The organism is Pseudomonas sp. Ors-4-3C, assembly GCF_055755035.1.
Map to the genome: position 1 here is coordinate 122,611 of NZ_CM146900.1, position 25,332 is coordinate 147,942.

Consider the following 25,332-nt stretch of genomic DNA (forward strand, 5'->3'; position numbering starts at 1 on the left):
GCTTTTGGCCGGTTCTGCCGTGAAACCGCCAAAACTGCCGCTGAAAAGCAGGCTGACCAGCGCCTAAGCTGTGACCATTCAAAACAATATCCTGGCGCATCCATGTGCCAAAAAGGAGATCGCATGCTCGAGCTCACTATAGAGCAGATATCCATGGGCCAATCGGCTGTGGATAAACCCGCCGCCCTGCAATTGCTTGCCCATCATCTGGTGGCCGATGGCCTGGTCGCCGATGGCTACCTCGCTGGATTGCAGGCCCGGGAAGCCCAGGGCTCGACCTTTCTCGGCCAGGGTATTGCCATCCCCCACGGCACCCCGGAGACCCGCGATCAGGTATTCGCCACCGGCGTGCGGCTGATGCAGTTTCCCGAGGGCGTGGATTGGGGCGATGGCCAGATCGTTTATCTGGCGATCGGCATCGCGGCCAAATCCGACGAACACCTGCGCCTGCTGCAACTGCTGACCCGCGCCCTCGGCGAGACCGATCTGGGTCAGGCCCTGCGTCGCGCCAGCTCGCCGGAAGCGCTGCTGAAACTGCTCCAAGGCGCGCCACAGGAACTGGCGCTGGATGCGCAGATGATCGGCCTCGGCGTGTCGGCTGACGATTTCGAAGAACTGGTCTGGCGTGGCGCGCGTCTGTTGCGGCAGGCCGATTGTGTGAGCAACGGTTTTGCCGGCGTGTTGCAACAAGTCGAGGCGCTGCCGCTCGGCGATGGCCTGTGGTGGCTGCACAGCGAGCAGACCGTGAAGCGTCCGGGCCTGGCCTTCGTCACCCCGGACAAACCGATGCGTTACCTCGGCCAGCCGCTCAGCGGTCTGTTTTGTCTGGCCAGTCTGGGTGAGGCGCATCAGGCGCTGCTCGAACGTCTGTGTGCGCTGCTCATCGAAGGACGCGGTCATGAATTGGGCCGCGCCACCAGCAGCCGCAAAGTCCTCGAAGTGCTCGGCGGCGAACTGCCCGCCGATTGGCCAAGCGCCCGTATCGCTCTGGCCAACGCCCACGGTTTGCATGCACGTCCGGCGAAGATTCTTGCGCAACTGGCGAAGAGTTTCGACGGTGAAATCCGCGTGCGCATCGTCGACAGCGCGGACAGCGCCGTGTCGGTAAAAAGCCTGAGCAAGCTGCTGAGTCTCGGCGCCCGTCGTGGACAGGTGCTGGAGTTGATCGCCGAACCGAGCATCGCCGCCGATGCCCTGCCGGCGCTGCTGGCCGCTATCGAAGAAGGCCTCGGTGAAGAAGTCGAACCGCTGCCGGCCGTGAGTCAGCAACGCGAAGTCATCGCCGATATCGCCGAAGTGCTGGTCGCCCCGGCGTCCGGCGCGCAGTTGCAGGCGATCCCTGCCGCCCCGGGCATCGCCATCGGCCCGGCGCACATTCAGGTGCAGCAGGCTATCGATTACCCGTTGCGCGGCGAGTCCGCGGCCATCGAGCGCGAGCGTCTCAAGCAAGCGCTGAGCGATGTGCGCAGAGACATCCAGGGCCTGATCGAACGCAGCAAAGCCAAGGCCATCCGCGAGATCTTTATCACCCACCAGGAAATGCTCGACGACCCGGAACTGACCGACGAAGTCGACACCCGCCTCAAACAAGGCGAAAGCGCTGAAGCAGCGTGGATGGCGGTGATTGAAGCGGCGGCCAAACAACAGGAATCGCTGCAGGACGCGTTGCTCGCCGAGCGGGCGGCGGATCTGCGTGACATCGGTCGTCGGGTGCTGGCGCAACTCTGCGGTGTGCAGACGCCGAACGAGCCGGAGCAGCCGTACATTCTGGTGATGGACGAAGTCGGCCCATCCGACGTGGCGCGGCTCGATCCGGCCCGAGTTGCAGGGATTCTCACCGCGCGCGGCGGCGCCACCGCGCACAGTGCAATCGTCGCCCGTGCTCTCGGAATTCCGGCGCTAGTCGGTGCGGGCGCAGCGGTGCTGCTGCTGGCACCGGGCACACCGTTGCTGCTTGATGGCCAGCGCGGTCGCCTGCATGTCGACGCGGATGCCGCGACCCTGCAACGCGCCGCCGAAGAACGCGATACCCGCGAACAACGTCTCAAGGCCGCCGCCGAACAACGCCATCAACCGGCGCACACCACTGACGGTCACGCCGTGGAAGTGTTCGCCAACATCGGTGAAAGCGCCGGCGTTACCGCTGCGGTCGAGCAGGGCGCCGAAGGTATTGGTCTGCTGCGCACCGAACTGATTTTCATGGCCCACCCGCAGGCGCCGGACGAAGCCACTCAGGAAGCGGAATACCGTCGCGTTCTCGACGGCCTCGCCGGGCGGCCATTGGTGGTGCGCACCCTTGATGTCGGCGGCGACAAACCGCTGCCGTATTGGCCGATCGCCAAGGAAGAAAACCCGTTCCTCGGCGTGCGTGGCATTCGCCTGACGTTGCAGCGTCCGCAAGTCATGGAAGCGCAATTGCGCGCCTTGCTGCGTTCGGCGGACAACCGGCCGTTGCGGATCATGTTCCCGATGGTCGGCAGCGTTGAAGAGTGGCGCCAAGCCCGCGACATGACCGAGCGCCTGCGCCTGGAAATCCCGGTCGCTGACTTGCAACTGGGGATCATGATTGAAGTACCGTCCGCCGCATTGCTGGCGCCGGTGCTGGCGAAGGAAGTCGACTTCTTCAGTGTCGGCACCAACGACCTGACGCAATACACCCTGGCCATCGACCGGGGTCACCCGACGCTTTCAGCTCAGGCCGATGGATTGCACCCAGCGGTGCTGCAGTTGATCGACATCACCGTGCGCGCCGCGCATGCCCATGGCAAATGGGTCGGCGTGTGCGGCGAACTGGCGGCGGATCCGCTGGCGGTGCCGGTGCTGGTCGGCCTCGGCGTCGATGAACTGAGCGTGTCCGGGCGCAGCATCGCCGAGGTCAAGGCGCGCATCCGCGAACTCAGCCTGACCCAGGCACAAACCCTTGCTCAACAAGCCCTCACCGTGGGCAGCGCGAACGAAGTGCGTGCATTAGTGGAGGCCCTGTAATGGCCAAGATTCTCACCCTGACCCTTAACCCGGCGCTGGACCTCACGGTCGAGTTGTCACGCCTGGAGGCCGGTCAGGTCAACCGCAGCGACGAGATGCACACCCACGCCGCCGGCAAAGGCGTGAACGTCGCTCAGGTCCTCGCAGACCTCGGGCATCAACTGACGGTCAGCGGCTTTCTCGGCGAAGACAATCTGCAAGCCTTCGAGACTTTGTTCGCCAAGCGCGGATTTGTCGATGCGTTCATCCGCGTGCCGGGGGAGACGCGCAGCAACATCAAGGTCGCCGAGCACGACGGGCGCATCACCGACATCAACGGCCCGGGGCCGGTGGTCGACGCGGCGGCGCAGCAGGCGTTGCTCGAGCGTCTGCTGCAGATCGCCCCGGGGCATGACGCGGTGGTGGTCGCTGGCAGTCTGCCGCGCGGCGTCAGCGCGCAGTGGTTGCGCGAACTGATCGAACGTCTGAACGGTCTCGGTCTGAAAGTCGCCCTCGACAGCAGCGGCGAAGCCTTGCGCGCGGCGATTGAAGCGCGCCCGTGGCTGATCAAGCCGAACACCGAAGAACTCGCCGATGCGCTCGATTGCGATGTGGTCTCGCACGCCGCCGAGGCACAGGCTGCGGCGTGCCTGCACGCCAAAGGTATCGAGCATGTGGTGATCTCCCACGGTGTCGACGGGGTGAACTGGTTCAGCGTCGGCTCGGCGCTGCATGCCACGCCGCCGAAGGTCACGGTCGCCAGTACGGTGGGTGCCGGTGACTCGTTGCTGGCCGGCATGCTGCACGGTCTGCTCAGTGCCGATACTCCCGAGCAGACCCTGCGCACGGCCACGGCGATTGCCGCGATGGCGGTGACGCAGATCGGTTTCGGCATCAACGATGCGGCGCAACTGGCGCAGCTCGAACAGGGTGTACGCGTGCGTCCCCTGACAGAACAATAAGAGGGTTTGTCATGAAATTAGCCATTGTCACGGCCTGCCCGAACGGCATGGTCACCAGTGTGCTGTGCGCCCGCCTGCTCGATGCAGCGGCCCAGCGTCAGGGCTGGAGCACCAGCGTTGAAGTGGTCGATGCGGCGCACCCGGAGCGCGAATTGTCGGCCGCCACTATTGCGGCGGCGGAGTGGGTGTTGCTGGTGGTCACCGGTGACATCGACATGCGCCGTTTTATCGGCAAGCGCGTGTTCCGCATCGCTCCGGCGCAAGCGCTGCAGGATGTCGAAGCGGTGTTGCGTCGAGGGGCTGAGGAGGCTGAAGTCTACGTCGCCAGCGATGCCGCCCCGGTTGCCGCAGCGCCACGTGCGCCACGTGCGCCGCGCATCGTCGCCATCACCGCGTGCCCGACCGGCGTCGCCCACACCTTCATGGCTGCCGAAGCGTTGCAGCAAACGGCCAAGCGTCTGGGCTATGAATTGCACGTCGAAACCCAGGGTTCGGTCGGCGCGAAAACCCCGCTCAGCGCGACGGCGATTGCCGAGGCTGACGTGGTGTTGCTGGCGGCGGACATCGAAGTCGCCACCGAGCGTTTTGCCGGCAAGAAAATCTATCGCTGTGGCACCGGGATTGCTTTGAAGCAATCCGAAGCGACCCTGAAAAAAGCCCTCGCCGAAGCTCAGGTGGAGAGCGCCGCGAGTGACGGCAACGCGCCGGCCAAGCAAGAGAAAACCGGGGTCTACAAACACCTGCTGACGGGCGTGTCGTTCATGCTGCCGATGGTGGTGGCCGGTGGTCTGATGATCGCCTTGTCGTTCGTGTTCGGCATCACCGCGTTCAAGGAAGAGGGCACGCTGGCGGCGGCGCTGATGCAGATCGGTGGCGAGACTGCGTTCAAGCTGATGGTGCCGCTGCTCGCCGGTTACATCGCCTATTCGATCGCCGACCGCCCGGGCCTGGCGCCGGGGATGATCGGTGGTTTGCTCGCCAGTACGCTTGGGGCGGGGTTCATCGGCGGGATCGTCGCCGGGTTTATCGCCGGTTATGCGGCCAAGGCCATCAGTCGCTACGTGGCGTTGCCGCAGAGTCTGGAAGCGTTGAAACCGATTCTGATCATTCCGTTGTTCGCCAGCCTGTTCACCGGGCTGGTGATGATCTACGTGGTCGGTAAACCGGTTGCCGGCATGCTTGCGGCGCTGACGCATTTCCTCGACAGCATGGGCACCACCAACGCGATCCTGCTCGGTGTATTGCTCGGCGGCATGATGTGCGTCGACCTCGGCGGACCGATCAACAAAGCCGCGTATGCGTTCTCGGTGGGGCTGCTGGCGTCGCAGAGTTATGCACCGATGGCCGCGACCATGGCCGCCGGCATGGTGCCGCCAATCGGGCTGGGCATCGCCACCTTCATCGCCCGCCGCAAGTTCGCCCAGACCGAGCGCGAGGCCGGTAAAGCGGCGCTGGTGCTGGGGCTGTGCTTGATCTCCGAAGGGGCGATTCCGTTTGCCGCGAAAGACCCGCTGCGAGTGATTCCGGCAAGCATCGCCGGTGGTGCGTTGACTGGCGCGTTGTCGATGTACTTCGGCTGCAAACTGATGGCGCCGCACGGTGGCTTGTTTGTGCTGGCGATCCCGAATGCGATCAATCATGCGTTGCTGTATCTGCTGGCGATTGTCGCGGGGAGTTTGTTGACGGCGGTGGTTTACGCAACGGTCAAGCGTCCGGAAGCCGCGGAACTGGCGGTCGAACCCGTCAACGTCTGACACTGCAACACCCCTGTGGGAGCGGGCTTGCTCGCGAAGGCGTCATGTCAGTCGATATTTCTTTAACTGACACACCGCTTTCGCGAGCAAGCCCGCTCCCACAGGGGATGTGTTGTCATGCCGGATTCATCATCGCGTGCTTAAGTTTTCCTTTTTTCAGGGAGAACAGCATGAGCGATTTCAACCTCGGGCGCCGTCGGGTCATGCAAGTGGTCGGCGCCGGGCTGCTGATGCCCGGGCTGGCGCCGGCAGTGATCGCGTCGGTCAAGGATCGGCCGCAACTCACCGACGGCGTGCAGTCCGGCGACCTGCAAGGCGACCGCGCGATGATCTGGAGCCGCAGCGACCGCCCGGCGCGGATGGTGGTCGAGTGGGACACTCGCAGCCAGTTTCGCCACCCGCGCCGTGTAGTCTCGGCACTGGCCGATGCGCGCACCGACTTCACCGCCCGTGTCGAACTCACCGGGCTGCCTGCCGATCAGGCGATTTTCTATCGGGTGTATTTCAAGGACGCACAAACTGGCGTCGCCAGCGAGCCGTGGCTCGGCCACCTGCGCAGCGCACCGACGGCGCGGCGCAATATTCGTTTTGTGTGGAGCGGTGACACCGTCGGCCAAGGCTTCGGCATCAACCCGGACATCGGCGGCATGCGCATCTACGAATCCATGCGTCTGCGCTTGCCGGACTTCTTTATCCACAGCGGCGACACCATCTACGCCGACGGCCCGGTGCCGGCGCAACTGACCACCGAAGGCGGGCGGATCTGGCGCAACCTCACCACCGAAGCCAAGAGCAAAGTCGCGCAGACCCTCGACGATTATCGCGGCAACTACCGCTACAACCTGATGGACGAAAACATCCGCCGCTTCAACGCCGAAGTCCCGCAGATCTGGCAGTGGGACGACCACGAAGTGGTCAATAATTGGTCGCCGGGCAAGCAGCTCGACGAGCGTTACCAAGAGAAAGATATCCACACCCTGGTCGGCCGCGCGCGCAAGGCCTGGCTGGAATATTCGCCGATGCGTTTGCAGGCGGCCGATGGCGGCGGACGGATCTATCGCAAGCTCAGCTACGGGCCGATGCTCGACGTGTTCGTGCTCGACATGCGCAGTTATCGCGGGGCCAACGACGACAACCTCGGCGCGGCCAAGCCGTTCCTCGGGCGCGAACAACTGGACTGGCTCAAGCGCGGCTTGAAGCACTCCAAGGCGCAGTGGAAGGTGATTGCCGCCGACATGCCGATCGGCCTCGGTGTGCCCGACGGTGAAGTCAGCCCGGGCGTGGCGCGCTGGGAGGCCGTGGCCAACGGTGATCCCGGCCCGGCTCAGGGGCGGGAGCTGGAAGTCGCTGAGTTGCTGGGTTTCCTGCGCGCGCAACAGGTACGCAATTTCGTGTTTCTGACCGCGGACGTGCATTACTGCGCGGCGCATCACTACCACCCTGACCGTGCGGCGTTTCAGGATTTCGAGCCGTTCTGGGAGTTTGTCGCCGGGCCGCTGAATGCCGGGAGCTTCGGGCCTAATCCGCTGGACAAGACCTTCGGCCCGGAAGTGGTATTCCAGAAGGCACCGCCGACGCAGAACGCTTCACCATTTGCCGGGTTTCAGTTCTTTGGCGAGGTGAATATCGAAGGGCAGAGCGGGGAGATGAGTGTGGTGTTGCGGGATTTGAATGGGGTGGCGGTGTTTGAGCAGAAGTTGCAACCCGTCTAGACGCTGCGGAACCTGTGGGAGCGGGCTTGCTCGCGAAGACGGTGTGTCAGCGAAGTCGATATCGACTGGCACGGTGCCTTCGCGAGCAAGCCCGCTCCCACAGGGGAATGATGGGTGTCAGTACACGTCGCGGCGGTAACGGCCCTGTTCGATCAGGCGTTCGACTTCGGCTGCACCCAACACGTCGTTGAGCACTTGATCGACGCCGGAGGCCATACCCTGCAGGCTGCCGCAGATGTAGATCACCGCACCGTCAGCCAGCCATTTTTTCAGCTCGTCAGCGGATTCGCGCAGGCGATCCTGAACGTAAATCTTCTGCGCCTGATCCCGCGAAAACGCCAGGTCCAGGCGCGCCAGATCGCCATTGATCAGCCACTCTTCCAGCTCCGCCCGGCAGAGGAAATCATGCTCGCGATTGCGCTCGCCAAACAGCAGCCAGTGACGCTGCTGACCGTCGGCGATGCGCGCCTTGAGCAGGCTGCGCAACCCGGCGAGGCCGGTGCCGTTGCCCAGCAGAATCATCGGCAGCGGTTCATTCGGCAGATGGAACCCGCTGTTGCGCCGCACGCGCAGGCTGATGCTGCCGCCCACCGGGGCGTGTTCGGTCAGCCAGCCGGAAGCGATGCCGAGGCTGCCATCGGCGTGTTGTTCCTGACGTACGATCAGTTCCAGCACGCCGTCGGCGGCAATCGAGGCGATCGAGTATTCGCGCATCGCCAGCGGCACCATCGCATCCACCAGCGCTTGCGCATGCAGGCCGACCAGATGCGCACGATGTTCCGGCAACTGGCGGCTGGCGAGGGCGACTTCCAGCGGCTCTTCGAGGCCGTTGATCTTCACGGGTGTTTCGCCACGAATGCCGAGGCCGTCGAGGAAATGCTCGATCGCCCACGCACAGTTGCGCGGCAACACTTCCACCAGATCGCCGGCCAGCCAGCTGCTGGTGCTCGGCGCCTTCAGGCCCAACAGGTACACCGGCGAACCGCTGCTGTCGGGGTTCATCAGGTCGCGGCGCAGCAGTGTCCAGTTGTCGTAGCTCGGCGCTTGCCAGGTGTCGACCGGCGCTTGTCCGGTGATCAGGCCGAGTTGAGTCTGCCAGTGACGCAGGGCGTACGGGTCGCCGCTGTCGACTTCGACCGGGGCGAACAGGGTCTTGCCGCCGTGTTCGCCGAGCCACTGATGCAGGCGTCGGGCGAAGCCGCAGAAGTGCGCGTATTGACGGTCGCCGAGTCCCAGCACCGCGTAGTTCAGGCCATCGATGTGCGCGGCGTTGCGCAGCACTTTGCGCTCGAAACCGCGCGCGCTGTCCGGTGCTTCGCCGTCGCCGAAGGTGCTGACCACGAACAGCGCGTGGTTCGATTCGCGCAGATCCTCTGCGCTGACATTCGCCAGCGGCTGCACCTTCACCGGCAACCCGGCGGCTTGCAGTTGCCCGGCGGTCTGCCACGCCAGTTGTTCGGCAAAACCACTTTGGCTGGCAAAACCGATCAGCCATCCAGGGGCATTGCCGGTCGGTTGTTCAAGACCTTTGCGCGCGTCCTGAATCTGCTTTTTCTTGCGTCGGCGATCCAGATACAGCAGCCAGCCAGTGATGAAAAACAGCGGCATGCACACGGCGGCGAGGGTGATGATGATCCGTCCGACGAGGCCGAAATAGCTGCCGACGTGCAGCGCGTAAATGCTGGTCAACAGCTGCGCCTTGAAGCTCTTGTCGGCGTAGCGATCGACGCGTTTGACCACGCCGGTGGCCGGGTCGAGGGTGATCTGGTTCAACGCGCGATCATGCGGCGAGCTGTCGAGCAGATAGAACACGGTCGCCGGTTGTCCGGCCACTGGCGGCATACGGATGTTGTAGGCCGACAGGCCCGGGCCCGCAGCGCTGTAGATGCTGCTCCACATTGCCGCGTAATCGGCGGTCGGTGCCGGACCTTCCGGCGCCGGGCCGCGACCACCGCGCACGCGCTCGTTTTGCGGCGCGTCGGAAAGCAGTTTGGTCAGGCCCTTGTTGTACCACTCGTACGACCACGACAACCCGGTCAACGCCAGCAGCAGATACACCAGCAAACACCAGGTGCCCGCGACCGAGTGCAGGTCCCAGTTGAAGCTGCGGCCCTTTTTCTTCCAGTCGAGGGTCAGCCACACGCGCCAGCTGTTCCACTGTCGCGGCCAGCGCAGGTACAGCCCGGACAGGCAGAAGAACAACAGGATCAGGGTGCAGGCGCCGGTGATGTTGCGCCCGGTATCACCCATGGCGAGGAAGCGGTGCAGTTGCAGCATCAGGCCGAAGAAGTCCTGGCCAACCGCGTCGCCCATGAACTCACCGGTGTAGGGATCGAAGTAGCGCATCTCGCCACGGCGTTCGCCTTTGGGCGGAGTGAAGTAGACGCGCGCGGCGTTGCCGCTGTCGGTCTCGACCCAGAGCATCGAGACTTTCTTGCCGGAAGTCGCTTCGATGTGTTCCACCAGGTCGACTGGAGGCAGGACGCCGGCGACCTGTTTTTCCACCTGCAACACCGACGGGTTCAGCGCCCGCAGGATTTCGTCCTGGAACGAATAGGCGGCACCGGTAATGCCCATCAGGGCCAGCACCAGCCCGGCAGTGATGCCGAAAAACCAGTGCAACTGGAACAGGGTTTTCTTCAACACGTCGCTCGCCTTGTCCGTTCGAAAAATTGTCATCACGGCGCGCATTATGCCGTGGGTTGTCGAGAAGCGTTCTTCTTTACGCACAAAGGCCCCGTTCAATGGAATGAACGGGGCCATGATCTTGCGGTGCATACCTTCGTAGGAGTGAGCCTGCTCGCGATAGCGGTGGATCAGTCAATCCATTCGCTGGCAGGCACGACCTCATCGCGAGCAGGCTCACTCCTGCAGGTTCTCCCACATTTACAGCGTTGGTCAGAAGTGGAAGTTGGTGCTCAGCAATGCCGTACGGCCCGCCGCCTGGTTGGCGAAGTGGGTCGAGAACGCTTTGTCGTAGTAGACCTCGTTGGTCAGGTTCTGCACGTTGAGTTGCAGGTCGACGTTCTTGCTCAGCTTGTAGGCAGCCATCGCGTCGTAACGTACGTAGGAATCGACCATCGTGGTGTTGGCCACGCTGCCGTATACGTCGTCGACGTAGAACGCGCCGCCACCGAGGGTCAGCTTCGGCGTGACCTGGTAAGTGGTCCACAGGCTGGCGCTGTTTTTCGGCGTGTTCGGCAACTCGTTACCATCGTTGGCCTTGCCCATCGGGCCGCCGTCGAGTTGTTCGCTGTCCATGAACGCGTAGCCGGCGAACACTTGCCACTTGTCTGTGATCTTGCCGCTGGCCGACAGCTCGATACCTTGCACACGGGTCTTGCCGGCGTTTTCGTACGAGGTGGTGTCGACTTGCACACGAGCGTTTTCTTTCTCGGTGCGGAAGATGTCAGCCGTCAGCGACAGGCGATCGTTCAACAGATCCCACTTGGTGCCGATTTCGTAGTTCTTGGTGGTTTCCGGCTCCATGTCGCTCTTGAGCAGGTTGCCATTGCGATCCGGGGTGCCGCCCAGCGGGTTGCCTTCCATACCCTCGCCCAACGTGTTGCCAGGTGGCGTCGCAGACGTGGCATAGGACGCGTAGATGCTACCGTTCGGAGCTGGCTTGTAGACCACGCCGAACTGACCGGTCACGAACTCGCTGGTGTCATCACCCTTGGAGGTGGTGGTGCCGGCGTTGGTGTAGGTTTTGTAGTCGGTGTAGAAGTGGTCGTAACGCAGTCCCATGTTCACCAGCCACTGTTCGGACAACTCCAGAGTGTCAAACGCGTACAGCGCATAGGTGTTGGCCTTGGTGTCGGTGCCGGCGTAGTTGCGCGAGATCGCGCCGTTCCACGGATCGCCCGGATTCGGGTTCGACAGCGAGGTGCAGTTGTAACCGCTCGAGGCGCCGATCATCGACGGGGTGCAGTTGGTGCTGGCGTTGCCCGGGCTGCGCGGTGTGGTGTCGGTGTTGACGTTGTACGAGGACTTCTGGGCTTCTTCGTAGGTGTACTCGACACCGGTGGAGAAGCTGTTCTTGAAACCGGCGATGTAGAAATTGCCGAACAGATCAGTCTGGTTGGTGGTGGTTTCGGTATTGCTGACGCGCGTGTTGGCACGGCGCCACACGCTGCCGTTGTTGACGTTGCCCTTGCTGTCGTCCGGCTGGGTCAGGATGTAATCCTGCATGCTGGTGCCGTGGCGCAGGGTGTTCTTGATGGTCAGCGAATCGCTCAGATCATGTTCGATGGCGAAGGTCGCGGTGTCGGTACGGCCCTTGCGGAAGTCGCGATCGTCCAGGCCATAGAAGTTGCTGTGATCGCCACCGGCGTACGGTTTGTCCGGATTGGACTTGGTACGCGCCGCCGAGCCTGCAGCCGGAATGGTGTAGGGAATGCCCGAATCCGGGGTGTCGTTGCTTTCGAGGTGGTAGTAGTCGAGGTTGACGCGGGTGTCGGTGCCCAGGCCGAACGCCAGGGACGGGGCGATACCCCAGCGATCGTAATCGACGCTGTCGCGACCGGCGACGTTGCTCTCGTGGCTCATCAGGTTCAGACGGCCGGCAGCGGTGTCGCTGAACTGGTAGTTGCCATCCAGGGTGTAGCGCTGGGTCTGGTCGGAACCCCAGGTGAAGCCGCCGTCGAAGGAGTTGCCCAGGTGCGCTTTCTTGCTCACCAGGTTGATGCTGCCGCCAGCCGCGCCGCGACCGCCGATGGCGGAGTTCGGGCCCTTGCTGACTTCGATGTTTTCCACGGCGAAGATTTCGCGGCTCTGTGAACCGGTGTCGCGCACGCCGTCGAGATAGGTGTCGCCCTGAGCGTCGAAACCGCGAATGAACGGACGATCACCCTGCGGGTTGCCGCCTTCACCGGCACCGAAGGTGATGCCCGGTACGGTGCGCAGCGCGTCCTGCATGTTCAGCGCGCCGGTGTCCTTCAGCACTTGTTGTGGGATCACAGTGACCGAGCGCGGGGTGTCGACCAGCGGTGCGGTGTACTTGGGCGAGGAGGCTTTTTCGACCTGGTAGGACGTCGGGTCCTGCGCTTCACCGGTGATGGCGGTAGCGTCCAGAGCGATGGCATTGCCGGAGGCTTTGCTGTCGGTCTTTTCGGCGGCAAATACCATGTGCCCAGCGGAGCCGGCAGTAATGGCGACACCAATGGCCGACGCCAGCAGACGTGGTGAACTGACCGGCAATTGTGCGTGTTGACGTGACATTTTTATTCCCCTCCCCAAGGATTTGAGGCGGCGGAATATAGGGTAAACAGGTATTCGTATCAATTGCGAAATATTGTTATTCGCGACGAATTTACATTCTTTACAATTTGGCCTTACGGTTTTTGCCGATTCATTCGTCACACGGGTTTTACACGGTCAATAAGAATCAATACCATTGGCACCCCTTTGCCATCAGGTACGTTCGTCATGCTGCTGCACATTCCCGGCCTGTTCGCCAAAGACGAAGTGCAGCGCATTCGCGAGGCGCTGGAGCAGGCTGACTGGGCCGATGGCAAGATCACCGCCGGTTACCAGTCGGCCAAGACCAAGCACAATCTGCAACTGCCTGAAGGTCATCCACTGGCCAAGGAAATTGGTGCAGCGATGCTCGAACGGCTGTGGAAAAACCCACTGTTCATGTCTGCCGCGCTGCCGCACAAAGTATTCCCGCCGTTACTCAACTGCTACACGGCGGGCGGCAGTTTCGATTTTCACATCGACAACGCTGTACGCCAGCACAAGGGCAGCATCGAACGGGTGCGCACCGATCTCTCGGCCACGCTGTTTTTCAGCGAGCCCGAGGACTACGACGGTGGCGAGCTGGAGATCCAGGACACCTTCGGCACCCAGCGGGTAAAACTGCCTGCCGGCGACATGGTGCTGTACCCCGGCACCAGCCTGCACAAGGTCAATGCCGTCACGCGCGGTACGCGTTATGCGTCGTTCTTCTGGACGCAAAGTCTGGTACGCGAAGACAGCCAGCGCGCCTTGCTGTTCGAGATGGACGGGGCGATCCAGCAGCTGACTCAAGACATGCCCGATCACCCGTCGCTGATCCGCCTCACCGGCACCTATCACAATCTGCTGCGGCGCTGGGTCGAGGTATGAGTTTTCAACTGCGGCGCGAGGAAGTGCTCGACGGTGCACAGCTCAGCGCCATGCTCGAAGAAAGTCCGGCCCGTGCCGCGCAGGCGATTCTGCTCGCGGCCGGTCAGGGCATTGTCGAAGCGCAGGCATTGCTCGGGCAGATCCTGCTCGACGGCCGTGGCATCGCTCAGGATCAACCGTTGGCGCTGCGCTGGTTTGCTATCGCTGCCGGCCAGGGGCATTTAATGGCGCGCAACATGCTCGGTCGCTGCCATGAGCATGGTTGGGGCTGTGTGGCGGATGCTGCGGTTGCCGCGCAGCATTATCGAATGGCCGCGGATGCCGGCCTGGACTGGGCGATGTACAACCTGGCCAATCTGCTCGCGACCGGGCGTGGTGTGGCGGTGGATCATGCTCAGGCGCTGGCGCTGTATCAGCGCGCCGCCGAAGCCGGCCACGCCAAATCGATGAACCTGCTGGGACGTTATCTGGAAGAGGGCCAGGCCTGCCAGGCCGATCCGGCAGCAGCGCACGACTGGTATCGACGTTCGGCCGAGGCCGGGGATTTTCGTGGGCAGTTCAGTCATGCCGCGATCCTGGCGGAAGCAGGGCGCCTCGATGACGCATTGCAATGGCTTGAGAAAGCCCTGGTGATCGGCAACGTGAAATTCTTACAGGTCAGCAGCGAGTCGCTGCTGACCTCCGCGCATCCGCAGATGCGCGCCATGGGCGAGGCGTACCGTCAGCGTCTATCGGGCCTCGCTGGCGGAGCGCATGCCCTTCATCAGGCGTGAAAGGCAGGCGCGATCAATCAGCCACGCAACCAGCGTCCCTGCAGCGGATACAGATAATTGCGCAGGGCCTGACTGTGCTCGAGCACTCGCTCGCCGCGCAGCAGGATATTGTCGTTGGGCGAAGCAGTGACAGCACTGAGAAACGCTGACAGCGCTTCGGTCAATTTGCCGGTTTCGCTGACATAGGTTTGCCGGTGGGGCAGAACCTTCTGAGTGTCAGTCAGCTGACGGCTCTTGTCATCGTTGTCCCGCAGCTGTTTGGCCAGCGACGCCACACGCTCCTCGCGCTGGTCGAGGCGCGTCTGCAGGATCTGTCGCGCTCTGAGCAGGTCCTTGTATTTGATCAACTCGTTGCCTTCGTCGAGAAACTTGGTGGCGACGAGCAGTCCAGCTTCCAACGCCAGGGCTTCGGGGCTTTTGGGTTTGCCGCTGAACATCGCCTTGAGTTGCTCGAACAGCGGTTTGATTCGGTCGATGACTGTCAGTTTTTCAAACTCCGCAATGGCCAGATTCAGAACCGCCTCATCGTCTTTCAATTGAGCCAGCGGGATTTTCTCGGCAGTGTATTCACGGTCCAGATCGACTTTGGCGGTGGCCAGTTCCTCGAGTCGGAAACGGTTGTTGCTGATGGCGATGCTCTGCACACCGAATACACCGTTGTGCAGTGACAAGTGCAGCGTGGTCATTTGATCGATACACAGCCTGATCAGTCCTGTAACAGCCTGCGAATAAAGCTTGCGTGCGTTTGCAGCCTGAGGGGTGGATTCAGCCTCGCCGAGGCTGGCCAGGGCCTGCAGGTTCTCGCTCAGTTCGTCTGTCTCCAGTGCAGAGATTGCCGTGGTGATGGCGTTGGCAGCCACGAGATCCAGATCGCTGATGGCGGTATTCAAGCTGAGCAATTCATCGCTCAGGGCTTTGATGTACAGATTGGCGGAGCCGATGATCGCCTGGTAACGAATCGCCTCGCGGCTTTCGTTAAGGCGGCCAAGATCGGGCAGGGCGTAAGCAATGGTTGTCATGGGAAATTATTCTCGCTTGGATGGATGGCGTTAGTCGAAGGCGCTGATAAGCAGGTTCGAGTTGTTCTGAACGGTTTTCCAGTTCTTGAGAACAACATTGAAACTCGCGACAAAAGTTCTGAGGGTCAGGAATTCATGCATGCCCATTACTGTGTTTTGCGAGGCGTTGATGTACTGAGTAATTTCGCTCCACAGCTGCTCAAGTTGTGAGGTGCTATTGACGGCGCCCTCGACATAGATCGACATACTGCTCAAGCTCGACTGAAACTCCATGAGCGTGCCGGCAAGAATGTTTTTTTGCTTGACCTGCTCGGCCAGCAAGTCTCGTTGCTCGATCAGCGGACGCAAGTGGATTGCCTGCTCCAGATTGACGTGCCGATGCCAGGCGGGTCCGCCACCGGTGTAAACCACGATGGTGCCGAAGATGTAGTCGAAAAAATCAGCATTGGACTCTCTGGTCTTCTCGGCAATACGCTGCTCGGCAAGATCAATGGCGGCATTCAACTCGGTAAGCTGTCGGTTGATTTGCGCATCGCCGGCCAGTTTCAGTTTTTCGCCAATTCTGACGGCGACCTTGTCGTTGAGCTCCGCCTTGAAGTATTTCAGGCGCTCATTGACGTCCCGGCTGCTGAGCTTTTTGTCCTCGATCGACCGTGCAATGAACGCCAGTGATTCCTGGATGGAACCGAATCGGTTCTTTTCTTCCCGACCGATTTCCAGCGGCGGCAGACTGTTTATCTCTTCTTCACTCAGCGAGTCGATAGTGCCAATGAAGTTGATGTAGCCCGGCATGGTCACGATCGCGTCGATAATGTCCTGACCGAAACTTTCCAGGTCTTCCGAGAAGGTAGCGAGGCTACCGGCCACGCGCCGCATCGAATATTCGATATCTGTCCAGGAATTGGCATTGTTAATCATCGTGTGATTGAGTTCGACAATGTCGGTTAACTCCAGACCGATGATGCCGGTGCGTTTTGTTTTCAATTGCCTTTCGATATCTTCGATATTGCGCGGCAATGCCTTGGCGGTGGAAATGTAGTTTTTTATTTTTCGAATGTCGTCTTTGGTGATGAGCGGTTTTGAGATGGGTTGCACTTTCAATTCCTTTGAAGTGTTGTTTGAGTCCTTAGATTAAATCCGGATTCGCTGTTGAGTACATGTATTGATTGTGACTTGTTGTTGGTTATGATTTGTCGTTTTTTGTAATTTTTTGCATGGGTGGCTGGTTGTCTGTCGCAAGACGATGTTTGTGTATTCAATTTTAATATTTGATTGGTTGCATGCGCTGGTTTTGTCGATCTAAGTTGAGGGGTGGCGTTGATTTGATTGCGCTCCGGATGAGCGCGCCAACGCTGTAAGTGAATAATCAATATTAATATCCGAAGAAGACAAGGAGTCTCCGATGGAACAGAATTTAAATGACAAGATGGTTGAGGCCGCCGCAAAAGCCCCATTGCTTTTTGTGAACGCTTCGTTGGGTGAGGGCGAAGAATACAATCGAGATACCGGTCTCCATGTGACCAAAGAGCAAATAAACAATTTGAGGAGGTATGAGGCGCTAGGCTTGTCCCTGCCGATTCAATTGGACGACGTCATTGCCTATCTTAACTATGGCTCCGGTGATGACGGTGGTGTGGGACGCACTGCTCGGGATTTTTTGCGAACTTTTACCACGACCTATCAGCATGCGCGACGCTGGTCGCCTCTGCGCGAGAAAATAATGCTGACGGGAAATGATCTGAAGATATTTGCTGGCAGCATCATCGGAACGGGTGATGCCATTGTTGAAGTGTATAACGATCTGAGGGCTTCTAAATATCTGGAAGAGCATGATATTACTACTGTTGAACAATACCTGAAACTTCAACGGCAAATGCCAGGGCTGCCAGATCTTGATCTTGCCCCTGGCGATATCGCCGATATTCGAAGTTATCTGAATGACTTGCTGTCAGCAATCAGGCTTTGTCATCAAAAAGCCGAACACGTACGCGGGGAACTGGATCGTTTCGGCACCGATATGCGAGCGTCTGTTCTGCCGGAAATCAAGCTGCGACTGGAGTTCGTTTCCAGGAATACGTACGCATCTGATATCAAAGAGTTGCAAGGTCAAATGGATCAGCGTTCCGCTGAGATTGATGAGCTGAACAAACAATATGAAAAGTTGGTTCAAGATGCGATCAGAGATGCGGCGGGTCTTAACATTGGTGGACTGGTCATGGCTATCTATCAGGGTGTCAAAGCTGAAAAAATACGCCGTGAACGTAATGCGTTGAAGCAACTGCAGCAGGCCGATAATCAAAAAATGGCCAGCAAGAACCAGACGCTGAGTTCGCTGAATAAAGTTCGTGATGATCTGCAAAACCTTAGTTACGTTGCGATCGAGGCCGATGTAGCAACCCAAAACCTCATGCTGGTTTGGAACGCGCTCGGTGATTATGTCATTGCCTCTATCAATAAAGTCAATCTAATCGACGAGTCCGTGACGTTGCGCGCTTTCAAGAATCAGATAGTTCAAATCATCGCTCCGTGGGAGCAAATACAATCCAAGGCCGATCAGTTGTTGGCGGTGTTTGCGGAAGCCGATAAAGAATACCAAAACAATAATGTCGCGATTCGGAGTAGGGCTGCAATGCAAAATTTTTCGATCAATGCTGTAGAACCAGCGTTCAATATGCAAAAACTGCGCGAACACAATGCGTCCGTGCAGCAACTGAACACTACTGCGCAAATGCTCTTTGAGCAATTCGATTACATGCCCGGCACTGTCGGGGCCATGAACGGTGTGGCACTGGCGTTGAACAAGGCAACTTTTGAATTGCGCGACAAGGCGCAGAGACTAAGCATCAGTCTGGTGCTGTCCGAGAGGAATTTAAAATCCTATCAGGAAGAATTGAGTTCACCCGAGGATGCGGAAGAGGTGCGCGAGGACATGGAGGTGGAACTGAAAGATATTTTCGCTAAAGTCTCTGCGCAAACTCGAGATTTGAAAAGTATCCACAAGAGTATTGGCGCAGTCTATGACCGCAAGGCGTCGGCGGAGTGGATCGTCAAGCTGGAAGAAGAGCGTGTCAGTAACGAGGAACTCAAGACCCAATCCGAAGAGAAGATTGCAGCCTTCACTGCTGAGATAAAGTCTATTTCCGATGCGATTGATCTGATCACCAAGGCGGGTATCGAAAAAATTGGCCAGGAAGCCCAGTTATCGCTTGAAAATCTGAAGGCGTTGGGTCTGGCGCCTCCGCAAGTTCAAATCGCCATGTTAGCTATTGATACCCTGAAAAAATTGATTTCTGGTATTGGTGAGGCGATTTCTTATCTCAACATGCTGGCTGCGTACCGTCGACTCAGCGACAAAGCAGCTGAAATGCGCGCTCAGTTGCGCAGGCACCTCAACGATGGCACTCGGATTGTTGGGCGTATCGAACTGGTCACTACGCTGGACGAGCAGGACGACGAACGTTCGAAGTACGCCAATGAGTTTGCCAGCCTGATCAACTACTTTGATCTGCTCTCTACTGAGTTTACCCAGGACACTTCGGTGCCGGTGGACGGCCGGGCAGACTCTGCAATTGCCCGGATTGCCGAAGCCGTTAACGTTCTGAAATCCATTTCCCAATAACAAGGAGGTGAGGAAGTGGGCGATCGCTCGCCCACTTCCTGCACAGGAAATATGAATTCAGTGAGTTATGAGTTTTCGGCGCCGCAGCGCGAGGTGCTGAATCGCTATATCCGTTGGCTGGGTCTGTTGATACCGACCTACGACAGCACGCCAGTTGTATTTGAGGCGCGACGAAAAAGTGGCCATCAACGCGCAGAACTGTCCTGGGATACGCGCCTGAACCGCGTTAACTTTTATGAACAATATCTACAAGAGAGCTGGGAGCGAATTAGAGACTTGCGGAGTTTGACCAGTCGGTATTTGAGTGACCTGGATACGTTTGGACGTGAATCTTTGGAAATAACACAGAGAACATCGAAACGCGCACCTGTCAGTCAGGTTGACGTAACAAGTTACAGTCTGTATCGCTCGACGGACTGGGGACGGTCTCCACCGACCAGCCCCAGAGGATTGGTTCACCAGTTGGGTAATTGTTTCTGGAGCTTGAGCGGAGTAATCAATCCGATTGAGGGCCAGATTGACATGCTGGGCGAGGCATCATTTGGATTGAACGCGGCATTTATCAAGATAATGGGTTGGCAGTCGTGTGCCTGTCATCCACAACCGACTGTCGCGCAAGAGTTGTTCAGGAATTCTGCGACAACGCCTCCCTGGGACATTGCTTACTCTTCTTCAGACCCCACGATCAGGGCTGCCGAGTTTCAGGCCGATATCGCTAAACTCTTCAATGAGTTCGTACCGCTGAATATTCAGATGGGCGTGTTCCTCAGAAACGTATCTGAGCGTGCGAGAGGCTTGGGCACTGCCCTCACACAAACCGAAAATATGACCACCATGGGGCTGCTGAATTTCAAGATCGAATCGGCTCTGGAGGGCGCTGATGAGATTTTGCAGATGTTGACGCACTTCGAAAACTGGCTGAAAAAATAAAAAAGGCCCATTCAATGGGCCTTTTTTACTCTGAGGTGTCGGTTACACGTAGAACGATTTCAGCGGCGGGAAGCCATTGAATTCGACGGCGCTGTAGCTGGTGGTGTACGCACCGGTCGACAGCCAGTACAGACGATCACCGATGGCCAGGTTCAGCGGCAGGCCGTACTTGTAGTTCTCGTACATGATGTCGGCGCTGTCGCAGGTTGGACCGGCGATGACCACTTCTTCCATCTCGCCTTTCTTCTCGGTCCAGATCGGGAACTTGATCGCTTCGTCCATGGTTTCGATCAGGCCGGAGAACTTGCCCACATCGGTATACACCCAACGCTCGACGGCGGTGCGGGATTTACGTGCAACCAGTACCACTTCGCTGACCAGAATACCGGCGTTGGCAATCAGCGAACGGCCCGGTTCCAGAATGATTTCCGGCAGATCGTCACCGAAGTCTTCCTTGAGGAAGCGGATGATTTCTTCGGCGTAGGTTTCCAGGCTATTGGTGCGGGTGATGTAGTTGGCCGGGAAGCCGCCGCCCATGTTGATCAGCTTCAGATGAATGCCGTCTTCTTCTTTCAGGCGCTCGAAGATCACTTTGACCTTGGCGATGGCCGCGTCCCAGACGCTGATATCACGCTGCTGCGAGCCCACGTGGAACGAGATGCCGTAAGGCACCAGGCCCAGGTCACGGGCGAGGATCAGCAGGTCCATGGCCATGTCGGTCTGGCAGCCGAACTTGCGCGACAGTGGCCAGTCAGCGGTGGTCGAGCCTTCGGTGAGGATGCGCACATAGACTTTCGAACCCGGCGCGGCCTTGGCGATGTTGCGCAGGTCGGCTTCGGAGTCGGTGGCGTACAGGCGCACGCCCTTCTCGAAGAAGTAGCGGATGTCCTTGGATTTCTTGATGGTGTTGCCGTAGCTGATCTGGTCCGGGCTGACGCCACGGCTCAGCACTTTGTCCAGCTCATAGATGGAGGCGATGTCGAAGCTCGAGCCTTTCTCTTTGAGCAGGTCGATGATCTCGACGGCCGGGTTGGCCTTGACCGCGTAGTAGACCTTGGCGAATTCGAAACCGGCGCGCAGGTCATCGTAGGCCTGGCTGATCATCGCGGTGTCGATCACCACGAACGGGGTTTCCTGTTTGTCGGCGAACGCCTTCATTTTCTGAAAGGTTTCGCGCGCGAAATAGTCTTCGACCTGGATCGACATGCTGGAGTGCTCCTATGGGCAAACGGGTAAAAACATGGGTGTAAATGAACGTCCTCCGTATCCCCACTTTGGTTCGCCTACTTCCCAAGGCATGTCGCCGAAAGCAAAAAGGCCACGGGCGTAACTGCCCTTGGCCTTGCTGTCTCGTCGTCAGTACTTGAGCCGGATGGATCGTTTCCAGCATGGACGTTCGGCGCGAACTTTAGGGCGTGAGGGGCCTGAGATCAACTAAAAATGTCGCGTTTTTGCACGCTTCTGACGTACGTCGCGGATATCACTCTTTGTAGCCGACCGAGATGACGGACAGATGTTCCCCGATAATTTTCATGTGTTAAAAATACCTGCACGTTCGATGCTTTTGTCGGCTAAGTCGTGGGTAAGTGCGATAGGCGCAACATCGGCGACGTTGGCGGCGAGAGGGCGGGTTGAGAGGGATTTTGATCGGTGTGACGGAAGGTTTTGCAGTACCAGAACCCACCTCGGTGTTGATATTCTTTTCCAGTCTTTGAATACACAAAAAACCTGTGGCGAGGGAGCTTGCTCCCGCTGGACTGCGAAGCAGTCCCCCGCTTTTTTTGAAAAGAGGGGCCGCTGCGCGACCCAGCGGGAGCAAGCTCCCTCGCCACAGGTTCGGTGTGCGACCTTTTAATCGATCAGGCGACCACGGCCTCAGCCGGCGAGACGATATTGGTCTTCATCCCACGGGAACGCCCCGAGCTCAGGTAAGCCGCAATCGACTCCTGCGTCACCTCTCCCAGGAACACCCGCTCGGCATCCATCACCGGCAGCCACGAACGGTTGAACTCGTACATGCGCGACAGCAGGATGCGCAGATGCTCGTCGTACGCCGCGGTGGCGTTGAACTCGCGCAGATACTGCGCGCAGGTGCCGGTCTGGCGGTGCAGGTCGCGACGACGGACGTAACCCAGCGCCTTGTTCTCGGCACAGGTGACCACCACGTAGCGGCGGTCATGTTCGTCCATCAATTCCAGCGCATCGGCCACCGGGGTTTCCGGACTGACCGATGGCGCGTTGTCGGCTGCGTCTTCAGCCTTCACCAGCAGCAGACGCTTGAGGGTGCTGTCCTGGCCAACGAAGTTGCTGACAAAGTCGTCCGCCGGGTGCGCGAGCAGGGTGTCTGGGTGATCGATCTGCAGCAGTTTGCCGGCGCGGAAAATCGCGATCTTGTCGCCGAGTTTGATCGCTTCGTCGATGTCGTGGCTAACCATGATCACGGTCTTGTTCAGTGCCCGCTGCATCTCGAAGAACTCGTTCTGGATCATCTCGCGGTTGATCGGGTCGACCGCACCGAACGGCTCGTCCATCAGCAACAGCGGCGCATCAGCGGCCAATGCGCGGATCACGCCGATGCGCTGTTGCTGGCCACCGGACAGTTCACGCGGATAGCGGTGCAGATACTGTTTGGGTTCCAGTTTGATCATGCTCATCAGTTCGCGGGCGCGGTCGTGGCATTTCTGTTTGTCCCAGCCGAGCAGTTTCGGCACCACAACGATGTTCTCTTCGATGGTCATGTTGGGGAACAGGCCGATCTGCTGGATCACGTAGCCGATGTTGCGGCGCAGGGTCACTTCGTCGAGGTCGGTGGTGTCTTCGCCGTTGATCAGGATCTTGCCTGAGGTCGGCTTGATCAGGCGGTTGATCATTTTCAGCGTGGTGCTTTTGCCGCAACCCGATGGCCCGAGGAACACACAGATTTCGCCTTCATTGACGGTCAGGCTTACCGAGTCCACGGCTTTGACATCTTTGCCGTTGCTCTGGAAGGTCTTGCTGAGGTTTTGAAGTTCGATCATTTGAGGAGTCCTTTTGGAGTCAGCGTACGTTGCAGCCACTGCAGGAGAAGGTCGGCGAAGATCGCCAGAAGACTGACCAGCAGCGCGCCGACGATCAGCATCGACATGTCGCTGCGGCTGATGGAGGCGAGGATCAGCACGCCCAGGCCACCGGCGCCGATGGTCGCGGCGATGGTCATCACACCGATGTTCATCACCACCGCGGTGCGCACCCCGGCGAGGATCACTGGCACCGCAATCGGCAACTCGACCATGCGCAGGCGCTGGCCGAAGGTCATGCCGATACCGCGTGCAGCTTCACGGATGCCCGGCTCGACGCCGGTCAGGGCGAGGTAGGTGTTACGCATGATCGGCAGCAGTGAATAAAGGAACACCGCGGTGATCGCCGGCATCGGCCCAAGGCCCTGGCCGAACTTGGAGTAGAACGGCAGCAGCAGACCGAACAGCGCAATCGACGGCACGGTCAGCAGCACTGTGGCGCTGGCCTGCAAGGGACCGGCGAGGCTCGGGAAACGCGTCATCAGAATGCCCAGCGGCACACCAATGAAGATCGCCAGTGTCACGGCGATGCCAACCAGGGTGATGTGCTGCCAGGTCAGGTGCATCACCTGCTGCCAGTCGAGGTGGGAAAAGGCGTTCAGAAATTCCATGACTTCTCCTCCTTAATTGAGTGGGTGCTGGCGCAGAAAGTCGGCGGCCACTTTCGATGGGCTTTCGTGATCGACGTCGACCCGCGCGTTGAGCTGGCGCATGGTTTCGTCATCGAACAGTTCTGCCAGCGGCTTGAGTTGCTCGGCCAGTTGCGGGTGCGCATCAAGGTAGGCCTGACGCACCACCGGCGCGGCGGTGTAGTCGGGGAAGTAGTGCTTGTCGTCTTCCAGCAGCTTCAGACCGAAGGCATTCAGGCGACCGTCGGTGGTGTAGACCAGACCGGCAAACACCTGGCCGTTGCGCAGCGCGGTGTAGACCAGCCCCGCGTCCATCTGGCGGATGTTCTTGCGGGTGAGGTTCATGTCGTAGAGCTTGACCATGCCGTCGAGACCGTCGGAGCGGTTGGCAAACTCGGTGTCCAGCGCCACCAGGTGATTGGTCTTGGCCTCATCGCGCAGCACCTTGTTCAGGTCGCTGATGGTGTTGATCTGCGGGTACTCCTCGGCGACTTTTTTCGGCAGGGCGAGGGCGTAGGTGTTGCTGAATTTCGACGGGGTCAGCCAGACCAGGCCTTTTTCCGCGTCGAGTTCTTTGACCCGGGCGTAGGACTGTTCGCTGTCGAGTTTCTCGGTGACATGGTTGTAGGCCACCAGTGACACGCCGGTGTATTCCCAGAGCATGTCCAGTTGCCCGCTTTCGTGGGCGCTGCGGGCGAGGTTGCTGCCCAGACCGCCGGTGATCTGCGCGTCGTAACCTTTGCTGCGCAGGTATTGCGCGGTGATTTCCGCGAGCAGGGTCTGCTCGGTGAACACCCGGGCGCCGAGGCGAATCACCGGTTTTTCGGCGGCTTGGGCCAATCCTGCAAACAGCAGGAGGCAGCTCAAGATCAAGCTAAATCGTTTCATAAATATTCCTTCGCAAGAGCCTTAAGACGGGCGCAAACCGCGTTCCAGCCAGAGACGGCTGGCGAGGGTGACCACGCCATCGAGCAGCAGGGCCAGCAGCGCGGTGCACGCGGCGCCGAGCAGCAGTTGCGGCTGATTGTTCAGGGCGATGCCGGGAAAGATCAGGCTGCCGAGGCTGTTGGCGCCGATCAGGAATGCCAGCGGCGCGGTGCCGACGTTGATCGCCAGTGCCACGCGCACGCCACCGATGATGATCGGCACGGCGTTGGGCAATTCAACTTTCCACAGCACCTGGCGCGGGGTCATTCCGATGCCGACGGCGGCTTCTTTCAGCGAACCCTGGACGTTTTTCAGGCCTTCGTAGGTGTTGCGCACAATCGGCAACAGAGAGGCGAGGAACAAAGCGAAGATTGCCGGGCCACTGCCGATGCCGAGAATCCCCAAGGCAATCGCCAGTACGGCCAGCGGTGGCACGGTGTTGCCGATATTGAAGATCTGCATGAAGCGTTCAGCGCGGCCGACCATGGTCGGGCGACTGAGGAAGATACCGGCGGGGATGCCCACGACAAGGGCGGCCAGCATTGAAGCGAGGACGAGAATCAGATGAGCTTGCAGGTAAAACAACAAATCGTCGCGGTAATGTTCGATCGTGTTGATGCCGATCCAGTGGACCAGCAGGGCCAGGAGCGCGATAACCACCGCACCTCCCATCAGCCCTTTGCCATAGCGGATAGCCACAGGCGGACTCCTTTTCTTGTAGTCGGCGAACGCCGTCCCGAGTGGCATGCCATGCCTGGCTGCCGGGAAATAAACGTTCGCGAGAAGCAGCTCCCTCAGCACCGGCAACAAGCGGTCTGAAAGCGAGCCATGAGCGCAGCCTCGTCAGGCTAACTTGCTGATTTTTCAGCCCCTGACGAA

17 protein-coding genes are annotated in these 25,332 nt (G+C 59.5%); 8 read left to right on the plus strand and 9 right to left on the minus strand.

The window, feature by feature from the left end; all coding sequences use genetic code 11:
• Nucleotides 1-123: 123 nt before the first annotated feature.
• From ptsP to ACVHNU_RS00555, 4 genes are all read left to right on the plus strand, one after another.
• The gene (ptsP, locus tag ACVHNU_RS00540; protein ID WP_473018789.1) at nt 124-2,985 is read left to right on the plus strand and encodes a phosphoenolpyruvate--protein phosphotransferase; all 2,862 of its coding nucleotides are present in this window, start codon (nt 124-126) and stop codon (nt 2,983-2,985) included.
• Nucleotides 2,985-3,926 (plus strand): 1-phosphofructokinase, encoded by a 942-nt coding sequence (gene pfkB, locus ACVHNU_RS00545; protein ID WP_473018790.1) that lies wholly within the window; start codon nt 2,985-2,987, stop codon nt 3,924-3,926. Before ptsP ends, pfkB begins: the two co-directional genes overlap by 1 nt.
• A gap of 11 nt (nt 3,927-3,937) precedes the next feature.
• Complete coding sequence (locus ACVHNU_RS00550) at nt 3,938-5,680, plus strand: PTS fructose-like transporter subunit IIB (protein WP_473018791.1); 1,743 nt, start codon at nt 3,938-3,940, stop codon at nt 5,678-5,680.
• 170 nt (nt 5,681-5,850) lie between these two features.
• Complete coding sequence (locus ACVHNU_RS00555; RefSeq protein WP_262143692.1) at nt 5,851-7,392, plus strand: alkaline phosphatase D family protein; 1,542 nt, start codon at nt 5,851-5,853, stop codon at nt 7,390-7,392.
• A 117-nt stretch (nt 7,393-7,509) separates the two neighbouring features.
• Here ACVHNU_RS00555 and ACVHNU_RS00560 read toward each other — a convergent pair whose 3' ends face one another.
• Entirely contained in the window at nt 7,510-10,038 is a 2,529-nt protein-coding gene (locus ACVHNU_RS00560) for a PepSY domain-containing protein (protein ID WP_473020045.1), read from the minus strand.
• A 252-nt stretch (nt 10,039-10,290) separates the two neighbouring features.
• On the minus strand, nt 10,291-12,612 hold the full coding sequence (locus ACVHNU_RS00565) for a TonB-dependent receptor (protein ID WP_473018792.1): 2,322 nt from the start codon (nt 12,610-12,612) through the stop codon (nt 10,291-10,293).
• A gap of 207 nt (nt 12,613-12,819) precedes the next feature.
• Here ACVHNU_RS00565 and ACVHNU_RS00570 point away from each other — a divergent pair, with 207 nt between their 5' ends.
• Together ACVHNU_RS00570 and ACVHNU_RS00575 are read left to right on the plus strand one after the other, a co-directional pair.
• Entirely contained in the window at nt 12,820-13,500 is a 681-nt protein-coding gene (locus ACVHNU_RS00570; RefSeq protein ID WP_473018793.1) for a Fe2+-dependent dioxygenase, read from the plus strand.
• Entirely contained in the window at nt 13,497-14,273 is a 777-nt protein-coding gene (locus ACVHNU_RS00575; RefSeq protein WP_473018794.1) for a tetratricopeptide repeat protein, read from the plus strand. Before ACVHNU_RS00570 ends, ACVHNU_RS00575 begins: the two co-directional genes overlap by 4 nt.
• Before the next feature lie 17 nt (nt 14,274-14,290).
• Here the strand turns inward: ACVHNU_RS00575 and ACVHNU_RS00580 are convergent, their stop codons facing one another.
• Entirely contained in the window at nt 14,291-15,292 is a 1,002-nt protein-coding gene (locus ACVHNU_RS00580; RefSeq protein ID WP_473018795.1) for an alpha-xenorhabdolysin family binary toxin subunit B, read from the minus strand.
• A 30-nt stretch (nt 15,293-15,322) separates the two neighbouring features.
• On the minus strand, nt 15,323-16,387 hold the full coding sequence (locus ACVHNU_RS00585; RefSeq protein ID WP_473018796.1) for an alpha-xenorhabdolysin family binary toxin subunit A: 1,065 nt from the start codon (nt 16,385-16,387) through the stop codon (nt 15,323-15,325).
• Between the two features lie 307 nt (nt 16,388-16,694).
• Here ACVHNU_RS00585 and ACVHNU_RS00590 point away from each other — a divergent pair, with 307 nt between their 5' ends.
• Both ACVHNU_RS00590 and ACVHNU_RS00595 read left to right on the plus strand, forming a co-directional pair.
• Nucleotides 16,695-18,911 (plus strand): alpha-xenorhabdolysin family binary toxin subunit A, encoded by a 2,217-nt coding sequence (locus ACVHNU_RS00590; protein ID WP_473018797.1) that lies wholly within the window; start codon nt 16,695-16,697, stop codon nt 18,909-18,911.
• A gap of 15 nt (nt 18,912-18,926) precedes the next feature.
• Nucleotides 18,927-19,841 (plus strand): hypothetical protein, encoded by a 915-nt coding sequence (locus ACVHNU_RS00595; protein ID WP_262143686.1) that lies wholly within the window; start codon nt 18,927-18,929, stop codon nt 19,839-19,841.
• 42 nt (nt 19,842-19,883) lie between these two features.
• Here ACVHNU_RS00595 and ACVHNU_RS00600 read toward each other — a convergent pair whose 3' ends face one another.
• The 5 genes from ACVHNU_RS00600 to ACVHNU_RS00620 form a co-directional block, all read right to left on the minus strand.
• Nucleotides 19,884-21,047, minus strand: a complete 1,164-nt coding sequence (locus ACVHNU_RS00600; RefSeq protein WP_003221589.1) for a type III PLP-dependent enzyme — start codon at nt 21,045-21,047, stop codon at nt 19,884-19,886.
• 653 nt (nt 21,048-21,700) lie between these two features.
• Complete coding sequence (locus ACVHNU_RS00605; RefSeq protein ID WP_003221591.1) at nt 21,701-22,858, minus strand: osmoprotectant ABC transporter ATP-binding protein OsmV; 1,158 nt, start codon at nt 22,856-22,858, stop codon at nt 21,701-21,703.
• The gene (locus tag ACVHNU_RS00610; protein ID WP_003221593.1) at nt 22,855-23,508 is read right to left on the minus strand and encodes an ABC transporter permease; all 654 of its coding nucleotides are present in this window, start codon (nt 23,506-23,508) and stop codon (nt 22,855-22,857) included. Before ACVHNU_RS00610 ends, ACVHNU_RS00605 begins: the two co-directional genes overlap by 4 nt.
• A 12-nt stretch (nt 23,509-23,520) precedes the next feature.
• Nucleotides 23,521-24,414, minus strand: a complete 894-nt coding sequence (locus ACVHNU_RS00615; protein WP_473018798.1) for a glycine betaine ABC transporter substrate-binding protein — start codon at nt 24,412-24,414, stop codon at nt 23,521-23,523.
• 21 nt (nt 24,415-24,435) lie between these two features.
• Nucleotides 24,436-25,125 carry an ABC transporter permease gene (locus ACVHNU_RS00620; RefSeq protein WP_177327464.1) on the minus strand — a complete coding sequence of 230 codons (690 nt, stop codon included), beginning with the start codon at nt 25,123-25,125 and terminating at the stop codon, nt 24,436-24,438.
• Between the last annotated feature and the right edge of the window lie 207 nt (nt 25,126-25,332).

What these genes read in the sequence shown, in the direction of transcription:
- ACVHNU_RS00615 (WP_473018798.1), bottom strand. Translation starts at nt 24,414, where the DNA reads ATGAAACGATTTAGCTTGATCTTGAGCTGCCTCCTGCTGTTTGCAGGA.
- ACVHNU_RS00550 (WP_473018791.1), top strand. Translation starts at nt 3,938, where the DNA reads ATGAAATTAGCCATTGTCACGGCCTGCCCGAACGGCATGGTCACCAGT.
- ACVHNU_RS00600 (WP_003221589.1), bottom strand. Translation starts at nt 21,047, where the DNA reads ATGTCGATCCAGGTCGAAGACTATTTCGCGCGCGAAACCTTTCAGAAA.
- ACVHNU_RS00605 (WP_003221591.1), bottom strand. Translation starts at nt 22,858, where the DNA reads ATGATCGAACTTCAAAACCTCAGCAAGACCTTCCAGAGCAACGGCAAA.
- ACVHNU_RS00570 (WP_473018793.1), top strand. Translation starts at nt 12,820, where the DNA reads ATGCTGCTGCACATTCCCGGCCTGTTCGCCAAAGACGAAGTGCAGCGC.
- ACVHNU_RS00590 (WP_473018797.1), top strand. Translation starts at nt 16,695, where the DNA reads ATGGAACAGAATTTAAATGACAAGATGGTTGAGGCCGCCGCAAAAGCC.
- ptsP (WP_473018789.1), top strand. Translation starts at nt 124, where the DNA reads ATGCTCGAGCTCACTATAGAGCAGATATCCATGGGCCAATCGGCTGTG.
- ACVHNU_RS00580 (WP_473018795.1), bottom strand. Translation starts at nt 15,292, where the DNA reads ATGACAACCATTGCTTACGCCCTGCCCGATCTTGGCCGCCTTAACGAA.
- pfkB (WP_473018790.1), top strand. Translation starts at nt 2,985, where the DNA reads ATGGCCAAGATTCTCACCCTGACCCTTAACCCGGCGCTGGACCTCACG.
- ACVHNU_RS00555 (WP_262143692.1), top strand. Translation starts at nt 5,851, where the DNA reads ATGAGCGATTTCAACCTCGGGCGCCGTCGGGTCATGCAAGTGGTCGGC.
- ACVHNU_RS00610 (WP_003221593.1), bottom strand. Translation starts at nt 23,508, where the DNA reads ATGGAATTTCTGAACGCCTTTTCCCACCTCGACTGGCAGCAGGTGATG.
- ACVHNU_RS00565 (WP_473018792.1), bottom strand. Translation starts at nt 12,612, where the DNA reads ATGTCACGTCAACACGCACAATTGCCGGTCAGTTCACCACGTCTGCTG.
- ACVHNU_RS00620 (WP_177327464.1), bottom strand. Translation starts at nt 25,125, where the DNA reads ATGGGAGGTGCGGTGGTTATCGCGCTCCTGGCCCTGCTGGTCCACTGG.
- ACVHNU_RS00575 (WP_473018794.1), top strand. Translation starts at nt 13,497, where the DNA reads ATGAGTTTTCAACTGCGGCGCGAGGAAGTGCTCGACGGTGCACAGCTC.